General features: G+C 60.2%; 24 protein-coding genes. 12 read left to right on the top strand and 12 right to left on the bottom strand.

What is annotated here, in order from left to right; genetic code table 11:
- The first annotated feature begins 23 nt into the window (after positions 1-23).
- The 5 genes from HY36_RS15015 to HY36_RS14995 all read left to right on the top strand — a co-directional run bounded on the left by HY36_RS15015 (position 24) and on the right by HY36_RS14995 (position 3,486).
- Positions 24-392: a PilZ domain-containing protein gene (locus HY36_RS15015; RefSeq protein ID WP_035554478.1), complete on the top strand. Its 369-nt coding sequence runs from the start codon at positions 24-26 to the stop codon at positions 390-392.
- 104 nt (positions 393-496) lie between these two features.
- Entirely contained in the window at positions 497-727 is a 231-nt protein-coding gene (locus HY36_RS15010; RefSeq protein WP_206741213.1) for a dodecin family protein, read from the top strand.
- A 10-nt stretch (positions 728-737) separates the two neighbouring features.
- On the top strand, positions 738-1,100 hold the full coding sequence (locus HY36_RS15005; RefSeq protein WP_035554476.1) for a DUF1801 domain-containing protein: 363 nt from the start codon (positions 738-740) through the stop codon (positions 1,098-1,100).
- Between the two features lie 124 nt (positions 1,101-1,224).
- Positions 1,225-2,406: a thiolase family protein gene (locus tag HY36_RS15000; RefSeq protein ID WP_035554474.1), complete on the top strand. Its 1,182-nt coding sequence runs from the start codon at positions 1,225-1,227 to the stop codon at positions 2,404-2,406.
- A gap of 9 nt (positions 2,407-2,415) precedes the next feature.
- Entirely contained in the window at positions 2,416-3,486 is a 1,071-nt protein-coding gene (locus HY36_RS14995; RefSeq protein ID WP_035554472.1) for a DUF2332 domain-containing protein, read from the top strand.
- Here HY36_RS14995 and HY36_RS14990 read toward each other — a convergent pair.
- Both HY36_RS14990 and HY36_RS14985 read right to left on the bottom strand, forming a co-directional pair.
- On the bottom strand, positions 3,483-4,586 hold the full coding sequence (locus HY36_RS14990) for a serine hydrolase domain-containing protein (RefSeq protein ID WP_035554471.1): 1,104 nt from the start codon (positions 4,584-4,586) through the stop codon (positions 3,483-3,485). The two genes, HY36_RS14995 and HY36_RS14990, sit on opposite strands and share 4 nt — an antisense overlap.
- A gap of 31 nt (positions 4,587-4,617) precedes the next feature.
- The gene (locus HY36_RS14985) at positions 4,618-5,118 is read right to left on the bottom strand and encodes an Lrp/AsnC family transcriptional regulator (protein ID WP_035554470.1); all 501 of its coding nucleotides are present in this window, start codon (positions 5,116-5,118) and stop codon (positions 4,618-4,620) included.
- Positions 5,119-5,246: 128 nt separating this feature from the next.
- On the opposite strand from HY36_RS14985, the gene HY36_RS14980 reads away from it, so the two are divergent.
- Positions 5,247-8,708, top strand: a complete 3,462-nt coding sequence (locus tag HY36_RS14980) for an indolepyruvate ferredoxin oxidoreductase family protein (RefSeq protein ID WP_035554469.1) — start codon at positions 5,247-5,249, stop codon at positions 8,706-8,708.
- A 3-nt stretch (positions 8,709-8,711) separates the two neighbouring features.
- Here HY36_RS14980 and HY36_RS14975 read toward each other — a convergent pair whose 3' ends face one another.
- The 3 genes from HY36_RS14975 to HY36_RS14965 form a co-directional block, all read right to left on the bottom strand.
- Positions 8,712-9,050 carry a hypothetical protein gene (locus HY36_RS14975; RefSeq protein WP_035554468.1) on the bottom strand — a complete coding sequence of 113 codons (339 nt, stop codon included), beginning with the start codon at positions 9,048-9,050 and terminating at the stop codon, positions 8,712-8,714.
- Between the two features lie 160 nt (positions 9,051-9,210).
- A complete protein-coding gene (locus tag HY36_RS14970) occupies positions 9,211-10,803 on the bottom strand; it encodes a lysine--tRNA ligase (protein WP_155841964.1) in 1,593 nt (530 codons plus the stop codon).
- 156 nt (positions 10,804-10,959) lie between these two features.
- Positions 10,960-11,739: a hypothetical protein gene (locus HY36_RS14965; RefSeq protein ID WP_035554462.1), complete on the bottom strand. Its 780-nt coding sequence runs from the start codon at positions 11,737-11,739 to the stop codon at positions 10,960-10,962.
- A 349-nt stretch (positions 11,740-12,088) separates the two neighbouring features.
- Between HY36_RS14965 and HY36_RS14960 the strand changes: the two genes are divergently transcribed.
- From HY36_RS14960 to bfr, 5 genes are all read left to right on the top strand, one after another.
- Positions 12,089-12,511 carry a hypothetical protein gene (locus HY36_RS14960; RefSeq protein WP_035554459.1) on the top strand — a complete coding sequence of 141 codons (423 nt, stop codon included), beginning with the start codon at positions 12,089-12,091 and terminating at the stop codon, positions 12,509-12,511.
- A 2-nt stretch (positions 12,512-12,513) separates the two neighbouring features.
- Positions 12,514-12,741 (top strand): helix-turn-helix transcriptional regulator, encoded by a 228-nt coding sequence (locus HY36_RS14955; protein WP_035554457.1) that lies wholly within the window; start codon positions 12,514-12,516, stop codon positions 12,739-12,741.
- A 78-nt stretch (positions 12,742-12,819) separates the two neighbouring features.
- Entirely contained in the window at positions 12,820-13,617 is a 798-nt protein-coding gene (locus HY36_RS14950; protein ID WP_051602846.1) for a GGDEF domain-containing protein, read from the top strand.
- A gap of 96 nt (positions 13,618-13,713) precedes the next feature.
- Complete coding sequence (locus HY36_RS14945; protein WP_035554601.1) at positions 13,714-13,914, top strand: (2Fe-2S)-binding protein; 201 nt, start codon at positions 13,714-13,716, stop codon at positions 13,912-13,914.
- 232 nt (positions 13,915-14,146) lie between these two features.
- Entirely contained in the window at positions 14,147-14,638 is a 492-nt protein-coding gene (gene bfr, locus HY36_RS14940) for a bacterioferritin (RefSeq protein WP_035554455.1), read from the top strand.
- Positions 14,639-14,685: 47 nt separating this feature from the next.
- Here bfr and pheT read toward each other — a convergent pair whose 3' ends face one another.
- The 5 genes from pheT to rpmI form a co-directional block, all read right to left on the bottom strand.
- On the bottom strand, positions 14,686-17,079 hold the full coding sequence (gene pheT / locus HY36_RS14935) for a phenylalanine--tRNA ligase subunit beta (RefSeq protein ID WP_035554453.1): 2,394 nt from the start codon (positions 17,077-17,079) through the stop codon (positions 14,686-14,688).
- A gap of 3 nt (positions 17,080-17,082) precedes the next feature.
- Positions 17,083-17,703: a hypothetical protein gene (locus HY36_RS17940; RefSeq protein WP_051602845.1), complete on the bottom strand. Its 621-nt coding sequence runs from the start codon at positions 17,701-17,703 to the stop codon at positions 17,083-17,085.
- Positions 17,704-17,713: 10 nt separating this feature from the next.
- Positions 17,714-18,790: a phenylalanine--tRNA ligase subunit alpha gene (pheS, locus tag HY36_RS14925; protein ID WP_035554451.1), complete on the bottom strand. Its 1,077-nt coding sequence runs from the start codon at positions 18,788-18,790 to the stop codon at positions 17,714-17,716.
- Positions 18,791-18,914: 124 nt separating this feature from the next.
- Positions 18,915-19,277: a 50S ribosomal protein L20 gene (rplT, locus tag HY36_RS14920; protein WP_027839517.1), complete on the bottom strand. Its 363-nt coding sequence runs from the start codon at positions 19,275-19,277 to the stop codon at positions 18,915-18,917.
- Positions 19,278-19,314: 37 nt separating this feature from the next.
- Complete coding sequence (gene rpmI, locus HY36_RS14915; RefSeq protein WP_035554449.1) at positions 19,315-19,518, bottom strand: 50S ribosomal protein L35; 204 nt, start codon at positions 19,516-19,518, stop codon at positions 19,315-19,317.
- Positions 19,519-19,747: 229 nt separating this feature from the next.
- Here rpmI and HY36_RS14910 point away from each other — a divergent pair, with 229 nt between their 5' ends.
- Complete coding sequence (locus tag HY36_RS14910) at positions 19,748-21,259, top strand: S10 family peptidase (RefSeq protein ID WP_035554448.1); 1,512 nt, start codon at positions 19,748-19,750, stop codon at positions 21,257-21,259.
- 317 nt (positions 21,260-21,576) lie between these two features.
- Here the strand turns inward: HY36_RS14910 and infC are convergent, their stop codons facing one another.
- Both infC and HY36_RS14900 read right to left on the bottom strand, forming a co-directional pair.
- Positions 21,577-22,116, bottom strand: a complete 540-nt coding sequence (gene infC / locus HY36_RS14905) for a translation initiation factor IF-3 (protein WP_081806217.1) — start codon at positions 22,114-22,116, stop codon at positions 21,577-21,579.
- A gap of 97 nt (positions 22,117-22,213) precedes the next feature.
- Positions 22,214-23,248 carry a glycosyltransferase family 9 protein gene (locus HY36_RS14900; RefSeq protein WP_051602844.1) on the bottom strand — a complete coding sequence of 345 codons (1,035 nt, stop codon included), beginning with the start codon at positions 23,246-23,248 and terminating at the stop codon, positions 22,214-22,216.
- Positions 23,249-23,259 lie beyond the last annotated feature (11 nt).

The following is a 23,259-nucleotide window of genomic DNA, read 5'->3' as shown; positions in this document are numbered from 1 at the left end:
CGTGTTAGCGCCGAAACTGGCACATGGGTTGCATCGGTGTTCTTGAAGAAATCCTGTCTGGGAAAAACATGTTCAACAATTTGTTCAAATCGAAGAAATCTGCTGCCTCTGCCCCTGCGGCTGAGCGCGTTGAGCGAATGGTTGCCCCATCCCGCGAACGGCCCCGGCCAGCGCGCGCATCGGTCTATCGCGAGGCCAATGTCGTCTATGACACAGGCTACAAGCGCCGCGGCATCGTACTGGATCATTCTGATACAGGCGTGCGCCTTCGCTTTCCCACGAATGAGGGCATGCCCGAATTTGTAACACTCAACGCCATTGGCGTTGGAATTGTCGGCCCCGCCCGGGTCGTATGGCAAAAGGGCTCTGAGGCCGGTTTTCAGCTGGTCTGATCGCCCAAGCTCTTTCGCGCCAATTTGGCGGAATCCCTTGGCAAACCTGATTTCAGGGTCTTCAATGCCCTTTCCGCAAAGGAAAGGGACGCAAAATGGCTATCATGAAATCAGAACAGATCATGTCGGAATCGACCAAATCCTTCGAGGATGCGATTCAGACTGCCGTCACGCGATTTGACGCCACGGTCAAAGGTCTGGCCTCGGCCTATGTCAACGAGATGTACACCACCATCAAGAACGGCAAGATCGACAAATACCGCGTCAATCTTCAGATGACGTTCGAAGTCATGCCGCCGAAGGCTGACGACAAGGCCAAGCGCAAGAAGAAGTAACGCAGCCCATTTGGCAAAAACCGTTGAATCCTGGTTCGAGGGCCTTGAGCCTCAACAGCGCGAAATCGCAAACGCGCTCAAGGCCCTGATCGAACAGACAGGCCCTGCCCTGTCCTGCCAGCTGGCATGGGGTTTTCCATGCTGGAGCGGGAATGAGCGAATCTTCTCGATCGCCGCGTACAAGGACCGGTGCAATCTGCAGCTTTTCTATGGCGCGCAGCTCACCAACACATCGCCAGATCGCATCGAAGGCACTGGCAAGGCCCTGCGGCATGTAAAGGTCCGGTCGGTCGAAGACGTTGATGAAACAGTGAAGCAGATCGTTGCCGAAGCAATCCGGCTGGACGCAACCAACCCGCAACGCGTGCGCTGACCGGAACGCCATCTCGCAAAATTGATATCCGTCGAACACCACGTCTTCGCGATCCTCTTGACGAGTCCGGCCCGGAAGCGCTTTGTGTTCGCAACTGCAAAAAACCGAACCGGAAGGAAACTCCATGTCTGATCAAGATCCCGTCGTTATCGTCGGTATGGGCCGCACGCCCATGGGTGGTTTGCTCGGCGACCTTGCTGGCCTGACAGCCAGCGAACTGGGCGCCATCGCGATCGAGAAGGCCGTCAGCGAAGCCAAGCTCGCCCCCGGCGAAGCCAATGAAATCATCATGGGCAACTGCCTTCCTGCCGGCCAGGGACAGGCCCCTGCCCGTCAGGCCGGGTTCAAGGCCGGTCAGGACAAGGGCCTTGAAGCCACCACGATCAACAAGATGTGCGGTTCCGGCATGCAGGCCGCTGTCATGGCACGCAATGCCATTCTCGCAGGCGATGCAAACATCGTGATCGCTGGCGGCATGGAATCCATGACCAACGCCCCGCACCTGATGCAGGTCCGCAAGGGCCACAAATATGGCACCATGGCCGCACAAGACCATATGGCGCTGGACGGCTTGTCTGATGCTTACAAGGGCGGCCCCATGGGCGAGTTCGCCGACATGATTGCCGGAGAGTACCAGTTTACCCGCGAGCAACAGGACGCCTACGCGCTGGAAACGCTGAAGCGGGCCCAGGAAGCGACAGCAAACGGCAAGTTCAAGCGCGAGATTGCCCCGGTCACGATCAAATCCCGCAAGGGCGAGACGGTTGTCGACACTGACGAACTGCCCCGCACAGCCCGCCCGGACAAGATCCCGAGCCTGCGTCCGGCGTTCTCGAAAGACGGCACAGTGACCGCGGCCAACGCCTCCGCCATTTCCGATGGTGCGGCAGCGCTGGTGCTGATGCGCGAATCCGAAGCGAAGAAGCGCGGCCTTGAGCCGCTCGCCAAGATCGTCTCCTCGTCCAGCCATGCGCATGAGCCGGAATACTTCACCACCGCGCCCGTGCCCGCCATGAAAAAGGCGCTCGAAAAGGCTGGCTGGAGCATCGACGAAGTTGAACTCTGGGAAGTGAATGAAGCTTTCGCCGTGGTTCCGATGATCGCGATGAAAGAGCTGGGCATTCCCCACGAGAAGCTGAACGTGAATGGCGGCGCCTGTGCCATGGGCCACCCAATCGGCGCTTCCGGCGCACGCCTGATCGTCACCCTGCTGGCCGCGATGGAAGATCGTGGCCTGAAGAAGGGTATGGCCAGCCTCTGTATCGGCGGCGGCGAAGGCATCGCCATGGCGCTGGAACGCTACTAGGGCGGCCATATGCTGGATGAAACCCGGATCCTCGACCATTTCGCCGAGCAGGCGCGCTGGTGCGAGGATCTGGGGTCACCGTTTACCGCTGCGCTGCTCCGGCGGTTTGCAGACGATTTCGACGCAGGCGGCCCCGTTGCAGACATCTGCGGCGACTGGAGCGGCAATCCCCGCAAGGATGCGCTCGGCCTGCGCCTGACCGGGTACCTGCACCACGCCGTCCTGACAGGTACGGCGAAGGCGCTCGCTGCCACCTATCCCGCCGCGTCACCTGACTGGAACATGGATACGGTCTGGCGAGAGGCGAGAACGTGGCTGGAGAACTATCCGGAGGATGCGCGCACCTATCTGAAGAGCCCTCCGCAGACGAATGAAACGCGCCGGTCCATCGCGCTTCTGCCCGGCTTTCTGGAGCTGGCCACCAAATTTCGCATGCCCATGCACCTGCTGGAACTGGGCGCCAGCGCGGGCCTGAACCAGAATTGGGATCGGTTCACCTATGATGGCGGCACGTGGCAAAAGCCCGGCCCCAGCGATGTTACCATTTCCACCGTCTGGAACGGCCCCGCCCCTGCCCACCTTGAAGCAGCGCCCCTGATCCAATCCCGCGCTGGATGCGATCTGAACCCGATAGATGTGTCTGATGAAGCCGCCTATCTGCGCCTGAAATCCTATACCTGGCCGGACCAGGCCGGGCGTCTTGCGCGGCTCGATGCAGCTGCCGACCTTGCCCGCCAGAGGGGCGTGCGGATCGAACAGGCCGACGCTGTCGACTGGTTGACGGATCGACTCGCAAACCGCCCGGCGGAAGGGCTGACCGTCGTTTATCACTCCGTTTTCCTCGTCTATCCGCCCAAGGAGGACATCGCCCGCATCATGCGGCTGATCGAGGAGGCGGGCGCGGCGGCCACGGCAGACGCGCCGCTCGCCTGGCTATGTTTCGAACCGGAATCCCTGTTCGGAGGCGATCGCACGTCCCCGCGCATGCAAACACGGCTTCAGAGTTGGCCGGATGGCAGCGCACGTACACTGAACGAATCAGATGGTCACGTCACCTATATTGACGTTGTGGGCGACTAGTCCTGCGAGGCTGCGCCATAGGCCGCTGCGAGATCCTCTGCCAGACCATTCAGGGCCTGCACGCCCTTTTCGCTGAAACTGTTCGTGTTGACGATCACGACCACTCCTGCATCCGGGTAGAGCCTCACCGTAGACAGCCACATCGTGTTTGACCCGCTGTGCCCAAGCGCAGCGCCAGATGGACTGTCGGAAACCACGCCCCAGCCCAGCGCATAGTCCGACGCCTCGTCCGGATAGGGCATGAGCAGCTTCGCTACTGTTTCATCCGGCGTCAGGAAACGGCTGAGCAGCCGTGCATGCGCCTCCAATGGTACATGCAACGTGCCCGCCGGGGCCAGCGCAGGCGGATTGTCCGCATCCAGACCAGCGCCCTGCCCTTTCAGCCCGCCGAACAGGCCTTTCCGGTGGCCTTCAATGCCCTCTGGCGGCGGACCAAAGCCCCATCCCTCGCCAGACGGAACCAGCTCTGCCAGGAACAGGGATTCGTAATTCTGATGTCCCATGCGCTCAGCGATACGGTCCAGCGCCGCGCCGGCCACCATGTATCCGTAATTGGAATAGGTGAAGCTGCCCGGCTCGGTCTTGGGCGGTTTGGCGAGTGCAGCCCTTGCCAAACTGGTCCGTTGCGCCTCCACCGTGTTTGAAGACGCCCGGCTGGTCAGGAACCAGGTCACGCCCGGATTGGCGGCCATCCCGCTGCGATGCGCCAACAGGTCTTCAATTGTGATGTCCGACCACGCCGCATCCATTTCATCAGCCAGGTCCGGCAGCAATTCCGGCAGCGTCGCGCCCCATCTGGCCTCCCCTCGCTCAACGAGACGCCCATAAAGCAAAGCGGTCAGCATCTTGGTATTGGAGCCGATATGCCAGGCATCATCCGGTTGCGCTGCGGCCCCCTTGCCCCGGACGCGATCGCCCGTCACGGCGAGCGCAAGGATCTGCCCATCCGCATCCGCAACCACTGCGCCAAGCGCGACGAGACCCGCCTTGTCGCGCACCGTTTCGAGCTTCGCAGTCAGGTCTTCGGGCGACATCGACTCGCTCCAGGCAGGCATCACCAATGCCAGCGCAAACAAGAATGAGACCAGGCATTTCAGCATGTCGCGCACCTCCGCATGCGCGCACCGCCAATCAGGCTGAGGTCGGTTTCTTGATATCCTCAACCAGGTCCAGCGGCAGCGCCGTTGTGCGTTTTGCAACGCGAATTACGATGCGGGACTGAACATCTGACACCAGCGCCGAGCCGAGCAGATTGTCCCGCAGGAAATTGTCATAAGCGTGCATATCTGTCGTGATGATGTGGATCATGTAGTCCACCGCGCCCGTCACGGTCATGCACTCGATCACTTCGGGCCACGCCTGAACCATTTGCTCGAACGCATCGAGGTTTTCCCGGCTCGGCAACGCCAGTTTGACGCTGGCCATCACTTCAAAGTTGAGTCCGAGCGAGGAATTGTCCAGAAGGGTCACCCGGCCCGTGATGAAGCCCGCCTCTTCCATGCGCTTGATGCGGCGCCAGCAGGGTGATGAAGACAGGCCTACGCGGTCGGCGATCTCGGCAACGGACAGGCCGGCGTCATGCTGAACAATGTCCAGGATTCGCGCGTCGACGGCATCTAGTTCTTGGGGCAATCTTTGCTCACTTTCTTGCGTATCTTGGTAAATTTAACCCCGCAATAGCAAATATCGCGCAAGATAGGCAAGCAATTTCACTTAATTTACCCAATAATATGCCTAAACCCTCATTTCATAGGCATATCATGCAACATCGTGAAGTTACGCTGGACGACAAATACAAGCTTGTCGAGGGAAAAGCGTTCATGACCGGCATTCAGGCGCTGGTCCGCCTACCACTTGATCGCAAACGTCTCGATCTGCGTCAGAATCTGAACACGGCCGGCTTCATTTCCGGGTATCGCGGCTCGCCGCTGGGCGGCTACGACCAGCAATTGCGTGCCGCGCAAAAATGGCTCGACGCGCACGATATCAAGTTCTGGGAAGGCCTGAACGAAGACCTTGGCGCAACTGCCGTCTGGGGCAGCCAGCAGCTCGGCCTGTTCCCCGGCGCAAAATATGATGGCCTGTTCGGCATCTGGTACGGCAAGGCCCCGGGTGTCGACCGCACAGGTGACGTGTTCAAACATGCCAACGCTGCCGGCGCCTCCGATCATGGCGGTGTGCTGGCGATCATCGGCGACGACCATAATTGCAAGTCTTCGACTCTTCCCTCGCAGTCAGAATACGCCATGGCGGACGCCGAAATCCCCGTCCTCAACCCGGCCTCGATCCAGGATGTGCTGGATTACGGCATTCATGGCTGGGCGATGAGCCGCTTTTCCGGCGCATGGACCGGCCTCGTAGCCCTCGCTGACACGATGGATTCCGGTTCGGTCGTCAGCGTCGATCTCGACCGCTTCAATTTCATCCAGCCCGACTTCCAATTGCCGGAAGACGGCGTGCATTTGCGGCGCGGCGACAGCCCGCTCGACAAGGAACGCCGCCTGCGTCAGGTGAAGCTGCCCGCAGCACAAGCCTATGTGCGCGCCAACAAGCTGGACCAGGTCATCCTGCCTTCGCCGAAACCCCGTGTCGGTGTTGTCGTGACAGGACAAGCTGCCCGCGATGTGTTCGAGGCACTCGCGGCGCTCGGCCTGTCACCGCAGGATGCAGGACGCCTGGGTCTCTCCGTGTACAAGGTGGCCATGCCGTGGCCGCTGGAACCGGAAGGGATCCGGGCGTTCTGCAAAGGTCTGGAACGCGTGGTCGTGATCGAACACAAGCGCCCGCTGATCGAAGACCAGTTGCGCTCTGTGCTGTATGACCTGCCAGATGGCCAGCGCCCGACGGTGGAAGGCAAGCGCGACCGCGAAGGCCGCCCCCTCCTCTCCGACATTGCCTCCATCTCCATCCCGGAAATGGCCGAAGCACTGATGAAGATCCTGCCGGAAGGCTGGGATACCTCACGGGCCAATGCCTATTTCGACCGCATCGGCCGCGCCGGGGAAGCCGCACGCACCAATGCGACGGAAACCCTCCGTACACCGCACTATTGTTCCGGCTGCCCGCACAATTCCTCCACCGTCGTACCGGAAGGCTCGCGCGCGCTGGCAGGTATTGGCTGTCACTATATGGCGAATTTCATGCCGGACCGGAAAACCGACATGACCAGCCAGATGGGCGGCGAAGGCATCGCCTGGGTCGGCCAGCACTGGGCGACGGACGAACCGCACGTCTTTGTCAATCTCGGCGACGGCACCTACTCCCATTCCGGCAGCCTTGCCATCCGCGCCGCGGTCACCTCCGGCGCGAACATGACCTACAAGATTCTGTATAATGACGCCGTCGCCATGACCGGCGGCCAGCATGTGGAATCCGGCCAGACCCCGGCTCAGATTGCCCAGCAGGTCGAAGCCGAAGGTGTCGAAACCATTGTCATCGTCACCGAAGATCCGACCCGCTACGCCAACGTCAAATACATTCCGCGCCGCGTGAAGATCTACGACCGCGAGGAGCTGGACGAGGTCCAGAAGATGTTGCGCGAAACGCCGGGCGTCTCCGTCATGATCTACGACCAGATCTGCGCCACGGAAAAACGTCGCCGCTCCAAGCGCGGCCTGCGCGCACCGGACCGCACGCGCGTCGTGATCAACACCGAAGTCTGCGAAGGCTGTGGTGATTGTTCGATCAAATCGAACTGCCTGTCGGTTGAGCCGGTCGAGACCGAACTTGGCCGCAAGCGCCGGATCAACCAGTCAACCTGTAACACGGACCTGTCCTGCCTGCGGGGCTTCTGCCCGAGCTTCGTGACCATTCAGGATGGCGAGCCGGCCTGGCAGGACCAGCCGCGTCCGGAGTTTGACGATGCGGGCTTGCCCCTGCCCGAAACGCCGGGACTGTCGGAGCCTTGGAACGTGCTGTTCACTGGCGTTGGCGGTACGGGCGTCACCACCGTCGCCGCCGTGCTGGCAATGGCCGCGCATGTGGATGGCAACGCCGCCTCCAGCCTGGACATGACCGGCCTTGCCCAGAAGGGCGGTCCGGTGCTCAGCCATATCCGCTTCGCGAAAGAGCCGGAGATGATCTCCACCGGCAAGGTTCCTCCGGCCAGCGCAGACCTGATCATCGCCTGCGACCTTGTCGTGGCGGCGGGCGGGGACGCGCTGAATTTGATGGATGTTGGCCGCACCGCCGCCTATGCGAATTCTGACGTCACCCCGACCAGCGAGTTCATCCGGGATCGGTCAAAGCGTTTCGAGAGCGACCTCCTGGCCGCGCGCGTGAAGCGTCAGGCCCGTGACTTCGGCGCATTTGATGCCGAGGCGCTGGCTGTCGGCTACCTGCACGATGCGATCTATACGAACATGATCATGGTCGGATACGCCTGGCAGAAAGGCCAGGTCCCGATCAGCCTGCGGGCGCTCTACCGCGCGATCCGCCTGAACGGAACGAAGGTGGAAGACAACATGTCCGCCTTCAACATTGGCCGTATCGCCGCCGCTGATCCGGACCGTCTTCTGCCCCAGACAGACCCGCGCGGCCATATCGAGGAAAAAACCCTCGACGAGTTGATCGAGGATCGGGCCAGCCGCCTGACCGCCTATCAGGACGCCGCCTATGCGGAAAAATACCGCAGCATCGTTGCGCAGGTCCGCGCCGCAGAACATGCCGCAGGATTGGGTGAGAAGCTGACCCGCGCCGCCGCCACCTATGCCTACAAGCTGATGGCCTACAAGGATGAATACGAAGTCGCCCGTCTCTACACGGATGGCAAGTTCGCCGACTATGTCGCCAGCCAGTTCAAGGGCGGCAAGATGCGCCTCATGCTGGCCCCGCCGATCCTCGCCAAGAAGGATGCCGAAGGCCATCTGAAGAAGAAGCATTTCGGCCCGTGGATGTTCCGCGTCTTCAAGCTGATGGCGAAGTTCAAGGGCCTGCGCGGCACGCGGTTCGACCTGTTCGGCTACACGGAAGAACGCCGCATGGAGCGCCAGCTGCGCGATGAGTATCTCGCCGGCCTGGCCCGCATTGCGCAGGAACTTACCGCACAGAACCATACCCTTGCCATCGCGCTCGCCGAAATACCGGACGAGATCCGCGGCTATGGCCACGTCAAGGACGCGGCGGTCGATGTTGCGAAGGCGAAAGAGGCAGAGCTCTGGGCCGGTTGGCCGGAGGGCACTATGCCCAAGGCAAAGACCACGCTGATCGCGGCGGCGGAGTAGACCCTAGTCTACTTCGTCCACCCGCACATCAATGATCGTGCCTTTCTTGCCGAGCTTTTCGAGCGTCTTCTCGATGTCGTCGGACTCGACCGTGCGCGTATAGGTCTTTGTGCCGCCACTGAATTTCTTCACCTTGACGGTCAGCTTCACGTCGCGTTCCGGCCCGTCCAGCGCATCGCCCGTGGCGCTCACCACCCCGGAGCCGACCTTGTAGGCGCCCTTGGCCGTGCCCTCGACCACATCGCCCGCCACGCCGACAGGCACGGTGACGACCTTGGTGGCAAGACAGGCTGGCAGGGTGGCAATCATGCCCGCAACAAGCACAAAACGAAGGACAGGCATGGCGAAATCTCCTCAAGGCTCGCGCCATGTTAAACCAGAGGAGTGTTGAAGCGAGGTTACGGTTTGGTCAGCTCATTGCGCGCCGGACCTACAACATATCCGCTCATCCCGGCGCAGGCCGGGACCCAGCCGGATCCGAGATGAGCGATCAAAAAAGGCCCTACCCCCGCGCGAGAGACTCGTCGATCAGCCGCGCGGTGTTCTCCACGCCATAGAGCGCGGCGAAGCTGCCGAAGCGCGGGCCCTGACTCTGGCCGAGCAGCACTTCATACAGCGCCTTGAACCAGTCTCGCAGATTCTCGAACTCATGATCCTTCCCGACAGAGAAGGTCAGCGTCTGGAGGTTTTCAGACGTGCGCTCTCCGTCAAAGGCCTTGAGCCGCGCGGAAAGGTCTTCCATCGCGGCGCGTTCGGCATCGGAGGGCGCGCGATAGGTCTTCTGTGGCAGGACGAAGTCGCGATAATAGCTCATCGCATAGCCCGCCAGCTGGTCCAGCAGCGGGTGCGTCTCCGGTGAGGCTTCCGGCGCGTATTGCGAGATGAAGCCCCAGAGCTGGCTCCGGTCTTCCGGGTTCGCCACGGCGACGAGGTTCAGCAGCAGCGCAAAGCTGACCGGCGTCGTCTCTGCCGGCGGCTTGCCGGAATGGATGTGCCAGACCGGGTTCTCGATCTGCCGCTCGGGCGCTTCGGCCGGATACTTCTCAAGGAAGGTGAGATATTCATCCACGGCCTTCGGGATGACATCGAAATACAGCTTCTTCGCCACGCGCGGCTTCTGGAACTGGAACAGGCTGAGGCTCTCATCCGGGGCATATTTCAGCCAGTCCTCGACCGAGATGCCATTGCCCTTGGTCTTGGAGATTTTCTCGCCCTTCTCGTCCAGGAACATCTCATAGACATATTGCTCCGGCGGGCGCTTGCCCAGGATGCGCGTGATCTTGGAATAGATCGGCGCATTGGCCTGATGGTCCTTGCCGAACATTTCAAAGTCGACGCCAAGCGCGGCCCAGCGCATGCCGAAATCGGGCTTCCACTGCATCTTCACATGGCCGCCCGTCACCGGCAGCGTGAATTCCTTGCCGCTTTCATCGTCAAACGTGATCGTGCCCTTCTCTCCGTCAACGGATTTCATCGGCACATAGAGCACCTCCCCCGTCTCCGGATGGATGGGCAGGAACGGGCTGTAGGTCGCCTGCCGCTCCTCGCCCAGCGTCGGCAGCATCACATCCATGATGTCCTGATACTTGCGCGCGGCCTCGCGCAGCATGTCGTCAAACCGGCCGGATTTGTAGCATTCCGTGGCCGACAGGAATTCATACTCAAAGCCGAACTGGTCGAGGAAGGCACACAGCCGCGCATTCATGTGCGCGCCATAGGAGGCGTGCGTGCCAAACGGGTCCGGCACAGCCGTCAGCGGCTGTTGCAGATAGGCTTCCAGGCTTTCCGGGTTCGGCACGGTCGGGGGCACTTTGCGCATCCCGTCCATGTCATCGGAGACACAGATCAGGCGCGTTGTGTACTTGCCGCCGGTCAGCGCCTCAAACGCGTGGCGCACCATGGTCGTGCGCACCACTTCGCCGAACGTGCCGATATGCGGCAGGCCCGACGGGCCATAGCCGGTCTCGAACGTGACCGGGTCATCCGCCGTGCGCTGGCCGGCCTTGATCTGCTGCTCCACACGCTGTTCCAGCTTGCGGGCAAGCTCGAACGGCCAGGCCTTTGCGGATTGGGCGAGCGCGGAAAGATCGGTCATCGGGAATGTCAGTCATGCTTGAGTGAAAACAGGTCCGCCGGACCTAGAGGCCACGGGGGGCGCGGTCAAGCTGGGGAGTGGATGAGTGCAATATCTGATGCGTTGTGCAGCACAACACAGGCGTGTGAATCTGGACGCCAGACGCATCTCGCTTCGTCATTGAGTCAGTTCCACACACTTAGCTTTTATGCTCTCACACACATCCGTTGCATGTTTTGTAAAGTCACTAAGCGCGTCCACAGCACTTACTGGTTGAGGCAGCCTAGAATCTTTAAGACACATCAATAGGTTGAATTCGTATTCACCCTCAATTTTTGCTTCGCCGATCCACCTTATGAGTTCGGCTTCCTTTGTACGCGCATTCCACACGGGCCGAAGCACTTCTAGCTTCTGGATCGGGCCACCAGTGATGGTGGGATACCTAGTTCTAGCGATCACCGCATCAACCGTAAGGCCGACTGTGTGCTTGTTGTTTGCGATAGTCGCGAGCAATCGAATCAAATCATTGCCCCCGGAATACTTGTCTGAAGTGCGGTATGGCTCGTGAGACTTGATAGTGTCCCAGAGACGCGAATCAATTTTGCGCCGATCCAAGAGTTGATCCAAATCATCGGGATCACGAGCCCAAGGGTAGTTTATCCCTTTGTTCGATTTAGTTGCCAGTATGTTGCGGGCAGCAAAAACACTTTGATCAAAGCTATGCCTTGCATTGTTGAGAGCTTCGGTCGCCTTGCGCCTAAAGTCCTTTGGGATATCGGTCGTCAACTTCAGCTTCTGAACGTTTTGGCTTGTGTCTGCATTGGTATGGGTGACAACTTCTGCGACACCACCTGAAAAAAACTTACTAATTTGATCGCCCAACTCAGCGATTGCACGGTTCGCCCACTCAATGGATTCCTCCGCAGGAGCAAACTCAACGGCAATATCGCTGGGCATTCCACTTTATCGCTTCTTTTTATTCTACCATTGACTAGCACGATTCGTTTGAATTTGTTCCGTTGAAAGTTGCTCTTCCTTCGTCGGTGCTCAGATCATTTACGTTGTAGCGCAGCCTATATGCGAAGACTTCGCTCTTTATGCCACTTGTTGTCTTCTACGAGCTCTTCCAGTGTCGATGCAGGATATGTATTCCACGACGTATCACTTTGCTGGCTTGCTTTTACATAAAAATCACAATCGTGTTCGATCAGTACACCGAAATCCCAAGGAAGTAAAAAATATTTGACATGTCAAAAGTTTTTGACCATATGGGTCATGTAAGAAATTTTTGACATGGAGACATCGAATGTCCTTTCACGAAAAATCGGCCTGGATCATGGGCCTGCTGCTCTCGCTCACCGGGCTCTGGTATATCAATCAGGTGTGGAGCCGGTCAGAGGCGCTGGGCGAGACCATTGGCCCCAACATCGTGTTGATCGCCGTGGCGACCGGCATGCTGGTCTTCGGCGCCATCATCAGCCACATCATCATCGCGGCCAGCAGCCCGGAAGAGGCCAATGACGTAGAGGATGAGCGCGACAAGCAGGTGCTGCGCCGCGCGGGCAATATATCCGGCTATGTGCTGGGCTTCGGCATCTTCGCGGGCCTCTGGCACTATTACTTCCTCGCCGATGGCAACATGCTGTTCCACATCGCGGTGGCCAGCCTGATCGCGTCGCAAGTGGCCGAATATGCTCTCACCATCCTGTTCTATCGCCGGGGCGTGTAAGCATGGCCAAACGCCCCCCTATCCTGAACCGTGTGAAGGCCCTGCGAGAGGCCCATGACGGGATGAGCCAGGCGGCCCTGGCCAAAGAGATCGGCGTGACGCGGCAAACCGTGATCGCCATCGAACAGGGCCGCTACTCCCCCTCCCTCGAAAGCGCCTTCCGCATCGCGCGGGTCTTCGGCGTCAGCCTCGATGACGTGTTCCAATGGGACGAAACGGCCGAAAGCTGACCACCCCTCGGGACACAAAGATCAAATTTCACCGATCCATTTAGACGCGCCGAAACCAAGATGCGGTAGCGTTCAGGCATGAGCTTTCTCGGGATCAACAAGCCAGCGGGAAACCGGGTTTCCTATGCGAATGCGGCCATGGTCGCGCTCATTTCGCTGCTCGCGACATGGGCGGTGACCGGGTTTTCGATCCTGGCGAACCCGTTCGGCACAACCTACGATCATATCGACCAGGCGATTCTGAACGAGTTCTGGTTCTGGACGGCATTCTCCTCCACGGTCATCCCGGTCGTTGTCTCTTTTCCGATTGCCATCCTGCTGCAACGCGGGCGTATCAAGTTGCAGGATGCACTGGACGAATTGGCGGCCGCCCATGCCGAACTGGCCCATCGCTCTCGCGTGGACGCGCTCACCGGCCTGCTCAATCGCGGCGCATTCCTGGCTGAGGTCGAAGACCGTCTGGAAACGCACGGCGCGATCCTGATGATTGATGTCGACCACTTCAAGACGATCAATGACACCTTCGGCCACGGCGCCGGCGATGATGCCCTGCGCGCAATATCAAAGGCTCTGGCCAGTAAAGCGCGACCAACAGACCTTGTCGGGCGGCTTGGGGGCGAAGAGTTTGCTGTCTTCCTGACGGGCTGCATGGATGAGACAACCGCGCAGGAACGCGCCGAAGACATACGCCAGGGCATTCACGCCATTCGCTTTGAACCCGAGCCAGGCAAACTGCACGCGATTACCGCCAGTATCGGGGTCGCCATTGCCCTGCCGCGCAGTCCGATTGAGGATGTCATCCTGCGCGCCGACAAATCGCTCTATCGCGCCAAGAATTCTGGCCGCAACCGGGTCATTCTGGACAGCGCAGCCTGAGTCAGTTCGCGGCATGGCGCACGGGCCATTCCGCATGTGCAACAAAGCGCAAAAACCTGATTGACATTCATTCGCATCTTCGTGCAAATGGTTCGCATGATCATTTGCGTCTGCAACCGTATCAACTGCAAAAGCGTCCGCTCCGCCGTGGACGCCGGTGCGCGCAGCCCAAAGGCTGTGCAGGCGCATCACGGGTGCAAATTCCAGTGCGGAAAATGCAGCTGCTCGATCGGTGAAATCATCTCCGAAGAGATGGACCGCCGCCCGGTCGCCCCGGCCCTGATCGCCGCGGAATAGACCGACACCTGCCTTTGAAATCGCTACGCTTTTAGACATCGCGCGACAGATCGCGACACGATGCGACATACGGCGACGCCTGCAGACACGCCCCGCGACAGCGCATGACAGGACGCTGCAATTGTGTCGCACTTTCACATGCAATTGTTTTTATTGGATTTTTTCTTGATCCGGTGGCACAATCACCCTAGGTGCTGGCCCATAAACATAATCCACGCAGGAGAGCTCCCCCATGAAAGGCGACCCAAAGGTCATCGACTTCCTAAACAAGTGCCTGAAGAACGAACTGACGGCAATCAACCAGTATTTCCTGCACTCGCGCATGCTGCACGATTGGGGCGTCAGCAAGCTGGGCGACTATGAGTACAAGGAATCCATTGAAGAAATGGAGCATGCCGACTGGCTGATCGAACGCATCCTGTTCCTCGGCGGCCTGCCGAATCTGCAGGATCTCGGCAAGCTGCGCATCGGGGAATCGGTCCACGAAATCCTCGAATGCGACCTGAAACTCGAAAACGACGCCATCCCGCTGCTGAAAGACGCAATGGAATATGCCGAAAGCGTCCGCGACTATGGCAGCCGCGACCTGTTCGGCAAGATCCTCAACAATGAGGAAGAACATGTCGATTATCTGGAAACCCAGTTCGACCTGATCGAGCGCATCGGCATCGAGCGCTACACAATGCTCCAGTCCGAAGCCAACGGCTCGAAGGCGCAGGATTAGTCAGGCCGAGGCGCTGCGCCCTTGCGGGAAGCAGCGCCTTGCCTCTCCTACCCTCTCAAAACGCCGCCTGTGCCCTTGGCGACCGAGGCAACGACCTTGTCCATCAGGGCCTGGATGTCTTCATCCTTCAGCTTTTCCTGCGGCTGCAGCGTCATTTCGAACGCGACCGATTTCTGCCCTTCCGGCACGCCTGTGCCCTCATAGACATCAAACACGTCAACGCGGGTGATCAGCTTCTTGTCCGCGCCCTGCGCATGGCGCACCAGGTCTGAGGCCGGCACGGCACGGTCGACCACAAAGGCAAGGTCCCGGCGGATCGGCGTCAGCTCGGCGCGCTCGAATACCGGCTTGGTTTTCGTGTTCTTCGCCTTCATCTGCGGCAGCGCGTTCAAATTCAGCTCAAAACCATAGACCGGCCCATCCACGTCCAGCGCCTTCAGCACGCCGGGATGCAACTGACCGAAATGCGCCACCGTCACTTTCGGGCCGAGCTTCAGGCTCGCCGCCTGCCCCGGATGCCAGTGCGGCTGGGCGGGCGCGGCAACCTGGAACCGGTCACCCGGCTGGCCCAGCGCATCCAGCACCGCGAACAAATCCGCCTTCGCGGCATAGGAATCATAGGCCGCCGGCGTGCCCTGCCAGTGGCGCTCATTGAACGGACGCACCAGCGCAGCCACAACGGTGCGCTGGTCTTTCGGGCCATCGCCCAGATAGATCGGCCCGGCCTCGAACAGGCGCACACCGCGCTCACCATGATTGGCCGCGCGCTGCGCCGCCTTGGCCAGATTTCCGAGCACGGAGGGGCGCATATAGTCGAGATCGCTGGCGACAGGATTGGCCACGACCAGCGCATCGCTTGTCTTGCCAAACAGCGCCGCATCATCCTTCGCCATGAAGCTCCAGCTGACCGCCTCAAGGAAGCCTCGGGATGCCATCACCCGCCGGGCCGCACGCACGCGGGCCTGCATCGGTGTGGTGATCGCCTTCACGCCGCCTTCAGGCGCTGGCAGCGATGTTGTCGGCAACTGGTCAAACCCGACCAGCCGAGCCACTTCTTCCACAATGTCCGCAGACTGCTCCATGTCGAAGCGGAACGTTGGCGGCGTCAGATACCAGGCGTCTCCCGCATCCTCGATGCCAAACTCCAGATCCTTCAGCATCCGCCGCATATCGGCCGGTTTCACGCTGAGGCCTGTCAGGCGCTCGACATCTGCTGGATAGAAGGTGACTTTCTTGGTGTTGACCGGCGCTTCGCCAGCCAGGTTCGGCTTCGACACAACGCCGCCGCCATACTCCACGATCAGCGCAATGGCGAGGTTCAGCCCGTCCATACAGCTATGCGGATCTACGCCGCGCTCGAAACGATAGCGCGCATCGGAATGAATGCCGGTTGCGCGGCCCGTGCGGGCTGTGCGCAGCGGATCAAACCATGCGCTCTCAATGAACACGTCGACCGTCTCATCCGACACGGCGGTGGACTCGCCCCCCATCACGCCGCCCAGACCGATGGCGCCGCTATCATCTGCGATGACACACATCTCTTCGGAGATGTCATACGTCTTGCCATCCAGCGCGGCGAGCTTTTCGCCCTTGCGGCCAAGACGCGCCACGACCGGGCCTGACAGCTTCGCGGCGTCATAGGCATGCAGCGGACGAGCCCGATCAAGCGAGATGTAATTCGTCACATCGACCAGCAGGGATTTCGGCTGAATACCAACGGCCTTGAGACGCTGCTGCATCCAGTCCGGTGACGGACCATTCTTGACGCCCACGATCACGGCGCCCGCGAAGACCGGACAAGCCTCCGGCGCGTCCAGCTGGATCTCGACCGGGCATGGCTTGGTGCCAACAACTTTCTTGAGCTCCGTGCGCAGGAAGCGCCCTGCCCCGGCCGCGGCCAGATCGCGTGCGATGCCCTGTACGCCCAGCCAGTCGGGACGGTTTGGCGTCACCTCAAAATCAATCACCGGATCATTCAGGCCCAGCGCATCTGCGGCAGGCGTGCCCAGCGCGATGGACTCGTCCAGATCGGCGATGCCGTCATGGTCTTCCCCGGCTTCGAGCTCCTTGGTGGAACACATCATGCCGTAGCTTTCGATGCCGCGAATCTTGCGCGGCTTCTTGTCCAGCGCGAAATCGAGCCCCGGAATGAACGTGCCAAGCGGTGCATAGATTGCCGTCATGCCAGCGCGGGCATTCGGCGCGCCGCAGACGATCTGCTTTTCACCATCGACCGTGTCGACCGTACACACGCGCAGCTTGTCCGCATCCGGATGGGGTTCAGCAGCCTTGACCTTGCAAACCGTGAAGGCGGCAAGCTTCTCGCGGGGGTCTTCGACCTCTTCCACTTCGAGACCGGCTTTCAGCATCAGGCCCAGAATATCGTCCAGCGTCGCCTTGGTGGCGAGGTGGTCGTTCAGCCAGGAAAGGGTGAATTTCATCGTCTATTCCACTTCAGCGGTCATATCGGTTTCGGGCTTGGGCACGTAATTCGCCAACGCCTCAAAGACATCTTCGTCGCTGCGTTCGCAGCGTTTGACAGGCTCGGCGCGCGACATGGTCGTCCCCATGTTCAGGCCGGTCGCGGTCCAGCATTTGTTGAACACCGAACAATAGCAAATCTCCACATCCAGCGCGCTCCAGGCCAACGCGGCCGCATCGCGGTCGGCGACGGATACGCGTTCGCGAGACCAGTCCACCCGCAGAGGGATCACTTCTTTACCCGGCGCTATGGCCCTGCCGATCAGGCTTGACCAGGATTGTTGGTATCCAGATGGAAACTTGTCTGCATACGGGGTCAGACTTTTGACGGGCACCCCGCCCTTCGACACATCAACACGCTCGATCAAAGCCGGGCCAACCCCGCTGTTCGATATGCGTAGCCCCATTGAGACCATCTCGGGGGAAGATGACACAAAACCCTCGATCTGTACGACAGGATAGACGGCGCCATGCTGCTGCGCGCGCATCACGCGGCCCTGGTCCCAAGCGATGAAGACGGCAATCGCGCTGGTCAGCACCGCGCAAATCGCAATCAGCATCTCAACCTTGTTGCCATTGCCCATGGACGTGTCCTCAGCTCAAGCCGCCACTGACGCTCGGCGTACTCCACGGCGCAAAGCCATAGTGGCGCGTCCATTGCGGGTCAGCCTCGAAGTATGGGCGCAGGTCCGGCATGCCGTACTTCAGCATGGCCAGGCGGTCGACACCCATGCCGAAGGCAAAACCCTGATATTCGTTCGGGTCGATGCCGCAATTGCGCAGTACGTTCGGATGCACCATGCCGCTGCCGAGGATCTCCATCCAGCTGTCGCCGGCACCAATCTCGATCGTCTCGCCCTTGCGGGTATATTTCACGTCCATCTCTGCCGATGGCTCGGTGAAGGGGAAGAAGTGCGGGCGGAAGCGCGCCTCGACATTATCCACTTCGAAGAAGGCCTTCACGAAGTCGATCAGGCAGCCCTTCAGATGGCCCATATGGATGTTCTTCTCGATCACGAGCCCTTCGACCTGATGAAACATCGGCGTGTGGGTCGCGTCCCAGTCATTCCGATAGACCCGGCCGGGCACCAGAATACGGATCGGCGGCTTCTGGCTCATCATCGTGCGGATCTGAACCGGAGACGTGTGCGTGCGCAGAACCTTCGCCTCATCGCCTTCCAGTGCATGCATGAAGAAGGTGTCGTGCGTCTCGCGCGCCGGGTGGCCTTCCGGAAAATTCAGCGCGGTGAAATTGTGCCAGTCGTCTTCAATGTCCGGCCCTTCGGCGACGGTGAAGCCCATATCGCCAAACACGGCGGCGATTTCCTCGAACACCTGCATCACCGGGTGCAGCGCGCCGGCAACCGGGCCAGCCTTCGGTGGCAGGGACAGATCAACCGTCTCGCTCGCCAGCTGGGCCTCAAGCGCCGCGGCCTCCAGCGTCTCCTTGCGGGCGCGGATCGCGGCATCAACGCGAGTCTTCAGCGCGTTCAGCTTCGGGCCATTCTCCTTGCGCTCCTCGGGGCTCATCTTGCCCAGGGAACTCATCAGGCCAGACACCCTGCCCTTCTTGCCAAGCTCGGCCACACGCACCTGTTCCAGCGCGGCAAGATCGGCAGCTGCCTCAACTGAGGCGAGCGCCTCTTTCTCGATCGTCGTGATATCGGACACTGGGGTCGCTTCCCTTTACTGTTCGAGCGGGCTTTTTAGGCGCTTCGGCGGCGCATGCAAACGCCCTTAAAGAAAAAGCCCGGCTTTGACGGCCGGGCTTTGTCACTTGTGCCTTTAAGGCAGGTTAAGCGAGGGCAGCCTTGGCCTGTTTGACCAGGGCGCCAAATGCTTCCGGCTCGCGCACGGCAATATCGGCCATGACCTTGCGGTCGACCTCAATGCCGGCTTTCGTCAGGCCGTTGATGAACTGGGAGTAGTTCATCTCGTCATCATGGATGCGCACAGCGGCGTTGATGCGCTGGATCCAGAGCGAGCGGAACTTCCGCTTCTTCACCTTGCGGCCGACATAGGCGTACTGACCGGCTTCCCAGACAGACTGGTGCGCGATGCGGAACGTATTCTTGCGGCGGTTACGGAAACCCTTTGCCTGCTTCAGGATTTTCTTGTGGCGGGCGTGGGCGGGAACTTTGTTACGTGAACGGGGCATCTAGGCCTCCTAAATCAAGATCTGAACGGAAACGGGCCTAGAGGCCGTAGGGCAGGAATTTCTTCACAACGCGAGCCACATCAGCTTTCGCAGCGACTTTCGTGCCGCGGTTCTGGCGGATGTACTTGGAATTGTGGCTGATCAGGCGGTGACGCTTACCTGCGACGCCGTGCTTCAGCTTTCCGGTTGCCGTGATCTTGAACCGCTTTGCAGCGGCCTTTTTGGTCTTCATCTTCGGCATTTCATGTCTCCTGTATGCGAGCTCTCACCGTAAAGGCGGCCCAAGGTTCATGAGCTGGAGGGCATGCCGTTCGCCCAAACCGCTCGGAAGAGGCGGCTTATGACGGATCAGGACCGGAGAATCAAGAGGCCAATATGCTGTTACTGCGGGGGCTTTCGCATATGGCTTGCCGCAACTTGCCAGCAACCGTAAGGTCCACCCTTGTTATAAAGTTTCAGGGGCAGATTTCATGCGCACACTCCTCCTCGCCGCCTGTATGGCGGTCTTCGCCTTGCCGGGCCTTGCCGACGACACCGCCAATGGCAAGACAGACCCTGCCGACATTCCGGACGCGCAGGTGTTCACGTCTGACCACTCGCTGCGCCTCGGCTCAAAAACCGTGAAATACAGGACCGTCGCCAGCGAAACCTATCTGCGCAACGAAAAGGACGAGCCGACGGCCTCTGTCTTTTCTGTCGCCTATGTCGACACCAGCACGACCAGTGCTGCGCAGCGCCCGGTGACCTTCGTGTTCAATGGGGGGCCGGGATCTGCCTCGCTCTGGCTCCACATGGGCGCCTTCGGGCCGAAACAGGTCCTCACCCCGTCAGATGCCTCTGATGTGGGCGCGCCGCCCTACACGATGCGGGACAATCCAAACTCCCTGCTGGATGTCACCGATCTCGTTTTCATTGATCCGGTCGGCACGGGCTATTCCCGCCCACTGGGTGAGACGGAGGGCAAGGAATTCTACGGCGTGAATGAGGATGCCGAGAGCATCGCTGAATTCATCCGCATCTGGCTGACCGAGAATGGCCGCTGGAACAGCCCGAAATACCTCGCCGGCGAAAGCTATGGCACCACGCGCGCCGCCGCACTGACCGAAAAGCTGCAAGGCGGCTGGAACGGCATCGGCCTGAACGGCGTGATCCTGATTTCCGCAATCCTGGATTTCCAGACCGCCCGTTTTGCGCCGGGCAATGACACCGCCCACCTCGCCTTCTTCCCCACCGAAGCCGCCACCGCCTGGCATCATGGCAAGGCCAACAAGGCCAAGTGGAACAATGATTTCGACACCTTCATCGAAGACGCGCGCAATTATGCCACCGATACGCTGGCCCCTGCCCTGATCCGTGGCTCAACGCTGAGCGAAGCCGACGAGATTCGCATCGCGGAGGAAATGAGCGATTTCATCGGCCTGTCACCGGAATGGATTCGCCTTGCCAATCTGCGCGTTGATCCGCATCGCTTCCGCAAGGAACTCCTGCGCCGCGAAGGCTATACGGTTGGCCGCTTCGACAGCCGCTACAAGGGCGTGGACAGCGAAGGCACGGGCGAGACGCCAGAGAATGATCCGTCCGGCTACGGCATGGATGTCGCCTATGTCGCCGCGATCAATGACTATCTGACCCGTGAATTGAAAGTGGACTTCACCCGTCCGTACAAGGTGCTGACAGGCGAGCCAGGCTCCCAGTGGAACTGGAGCGTCAACCAGCAGGGCTGGCCATCCTATGTCAATGTTGCCCCCTGGCTCGGCAAGGGCATGCGGGAGAACACCGATCTGCGCGTCCTGCTGGCCTCCGGCTGGTATGATCTGGCCACGCCATTCTTCGGAGCAGAAATGTCCCTGCGCAAGAATGGCGTCGTGCTCGATCGGGTCGAGTTCGACTATTATGATTCCGGCCACATGATGTATCTCGCCGAAAGCGACGGCAAGAAACTGTCCGATGACGTGCGGGACTTCATCCGCGCCGGTCAGTAGTCCAGGCGGGAAATGCGCGTCAGACCGGGGATGGGCTGCCTGCCTGTCCCCGGCCTGAACGCAAGCGTCACCGGCGATCCCGCCTTCCCAATCCGACAGCCATTCGCGTCGTGCATTCTGTCCCCGTCATTCCGGTGCCTGGCGTCATCGGAATGGGGATTTGACGAATCCCGGTGAGCGGAAGAGACAGGGTCGCTACCTGTATACTTCCTGACTACCTCCTGTTTCGCGGCCTCGTCTCTCCGCTCGCAACACACAAAAAAACCGGAGGGCTGGTGGCCCGTCCGGCTTTTCGTGCTGGTTTGTGTCAGCGGCAATCAGCGTGGTGCGAGCACCATGGTCATCTGACGGCCTTCGAGTTTCGGCTCCAGTTCCACTTTCGCCGTTTCCTCGAAATCGGTTTTCACCCGGTTCAGCAATTCCATGCCGAGATGCTGGTGCGCCATTTCACGTCCGCGAAAGCGCAGGGTGACTTTCACCTTGTCGCCGGCCTCGAAGAAGCGCGCCATCGCTTTAGCCTTCACGCCATAATCATGCGTGTCGATATTCGGGCGCATCTTGATCTCTTTGAGTTCGGAAGACTTCTGCTTTTTCTTCGCAGCGGCCTTCTTCTTGCGCTCTTCGAACCGAAGCTTGCCATAGTCGAGAATCTTGACGACGGGCACTTCCTGGTTGGGAGATACCTCCACGAGATCCATTGCGGCTTCCCGGGCTGCGTCCAGCGCAGCCGTCAGGGGCATCACGCCCTGCTTTTCACCGTTCTCATCAATCAAGAGAACCTTGGCGGCGCGAATGTCATCATTGATACGTGGGCCGGCGGACTTCTGTGGTCCCCCGGTGTCTGGTCTGCGAGCTATGGCGAATCTCCTTTGTCGCTGTTTCAGTTATGCTGAATATGCCCATTATTGTTGGGATCTTCAAGGCGAACGGCCATTCTACACTTCAGCCGCCACGTCAAGATGGCAGCACACCCAGCGCGCGGACCGACTGCCACACATCATCCACGCTCAGTTCGGCCAGCGTCGGCGCGGAATTGATGATGATCGTCTTCGCGCCGCGCGGGGCGGCATGGTCGGGATTGCTCTCTGTCAGGGCGAACAGGGCGACGCCGGGCGCCCCGGCAATTGCGGCCATGTGCATCGGGCCGGTATCATTGCCCACGACAAACAGCGCCTTCTCCGCAAGGGTCACGATCTGGAACAGGTCCGTGCGCGTGGTCAGGCTTTTGGTGCGCGGTTCCTTGCGCACGATCTCATGGGCCAGCTGGCCCTCGGCCTTGCCGCCAATGATGACCGGCGTGATGCCCGCATCTGCAACCCGTTTCGCCAGTTCAGCATAGTTCTCGACCGGCCAGCGCTTTGCCTCCCGATGGGCGGAAGCGCCGGGAATCAGCAGCATGTAGGGTTCTTCCAGGCTGAAATAGGCCGGCTGAAGGCGCGGCGCATCTCTCAGCTTCGGGCGCACCCAGGACAGGTCCGGCTTGGGCGCGCTATTGCCCAGCCAGCGGCCATCCGGTGCGACGCCCGCCACTTCCAGCTGCTCGGCCAGACGGTCAATTGAGTGCATCGTCTTGCGCTCGGCATTGTCATGAAAGAAGGCCGCCTTCTCATGATGGCCGGACCAGAGCGGTGCCTTACCGGTCTTGTTCAGGGCAGTGAAATAATTCTTCGTCCGGCCGCTGGTCTGGAAATCATAAATGATATCGTACCTTGCCTTGCGAATGCGCGAGATCAGAGCCGCCGTGGCCTTCATCGTTTCCGGGCGACCATCCGTCTCCACGGCATCGACATAGGGGCAAAGCTCGGCAAATCCCTTGTAGGGGGGCGTGGTCAGCAGCGTGATGCGCGCTTTCGGGTGATGCTCACGCACAGCTTTCATCGCGCCGAGGGCCAGCACGAAATCGCCCAGCGCGCTGAGCTTGATCACAAGAACATTCTCGGCAGCCTCGCCCGGATTGACCGGACTGGCCGATTTGACCGATTTCGCCATTCGGGCCTCGA

The organism is Hyphomonas atlantica corrig. (assembly GCF_000682715.1).
Classification (GTDB): Bacteria; Pseudomonadota; Alphaproteobacteria; order Caulobacterales; family Hyphomonadaceae; genus Hyphomonas; species Hyphomonas atlantica.
Note: the sequence above shows the minus strand (reverse complement) of the source record. Positions and strands in the feature narration are given on the sequence as shown.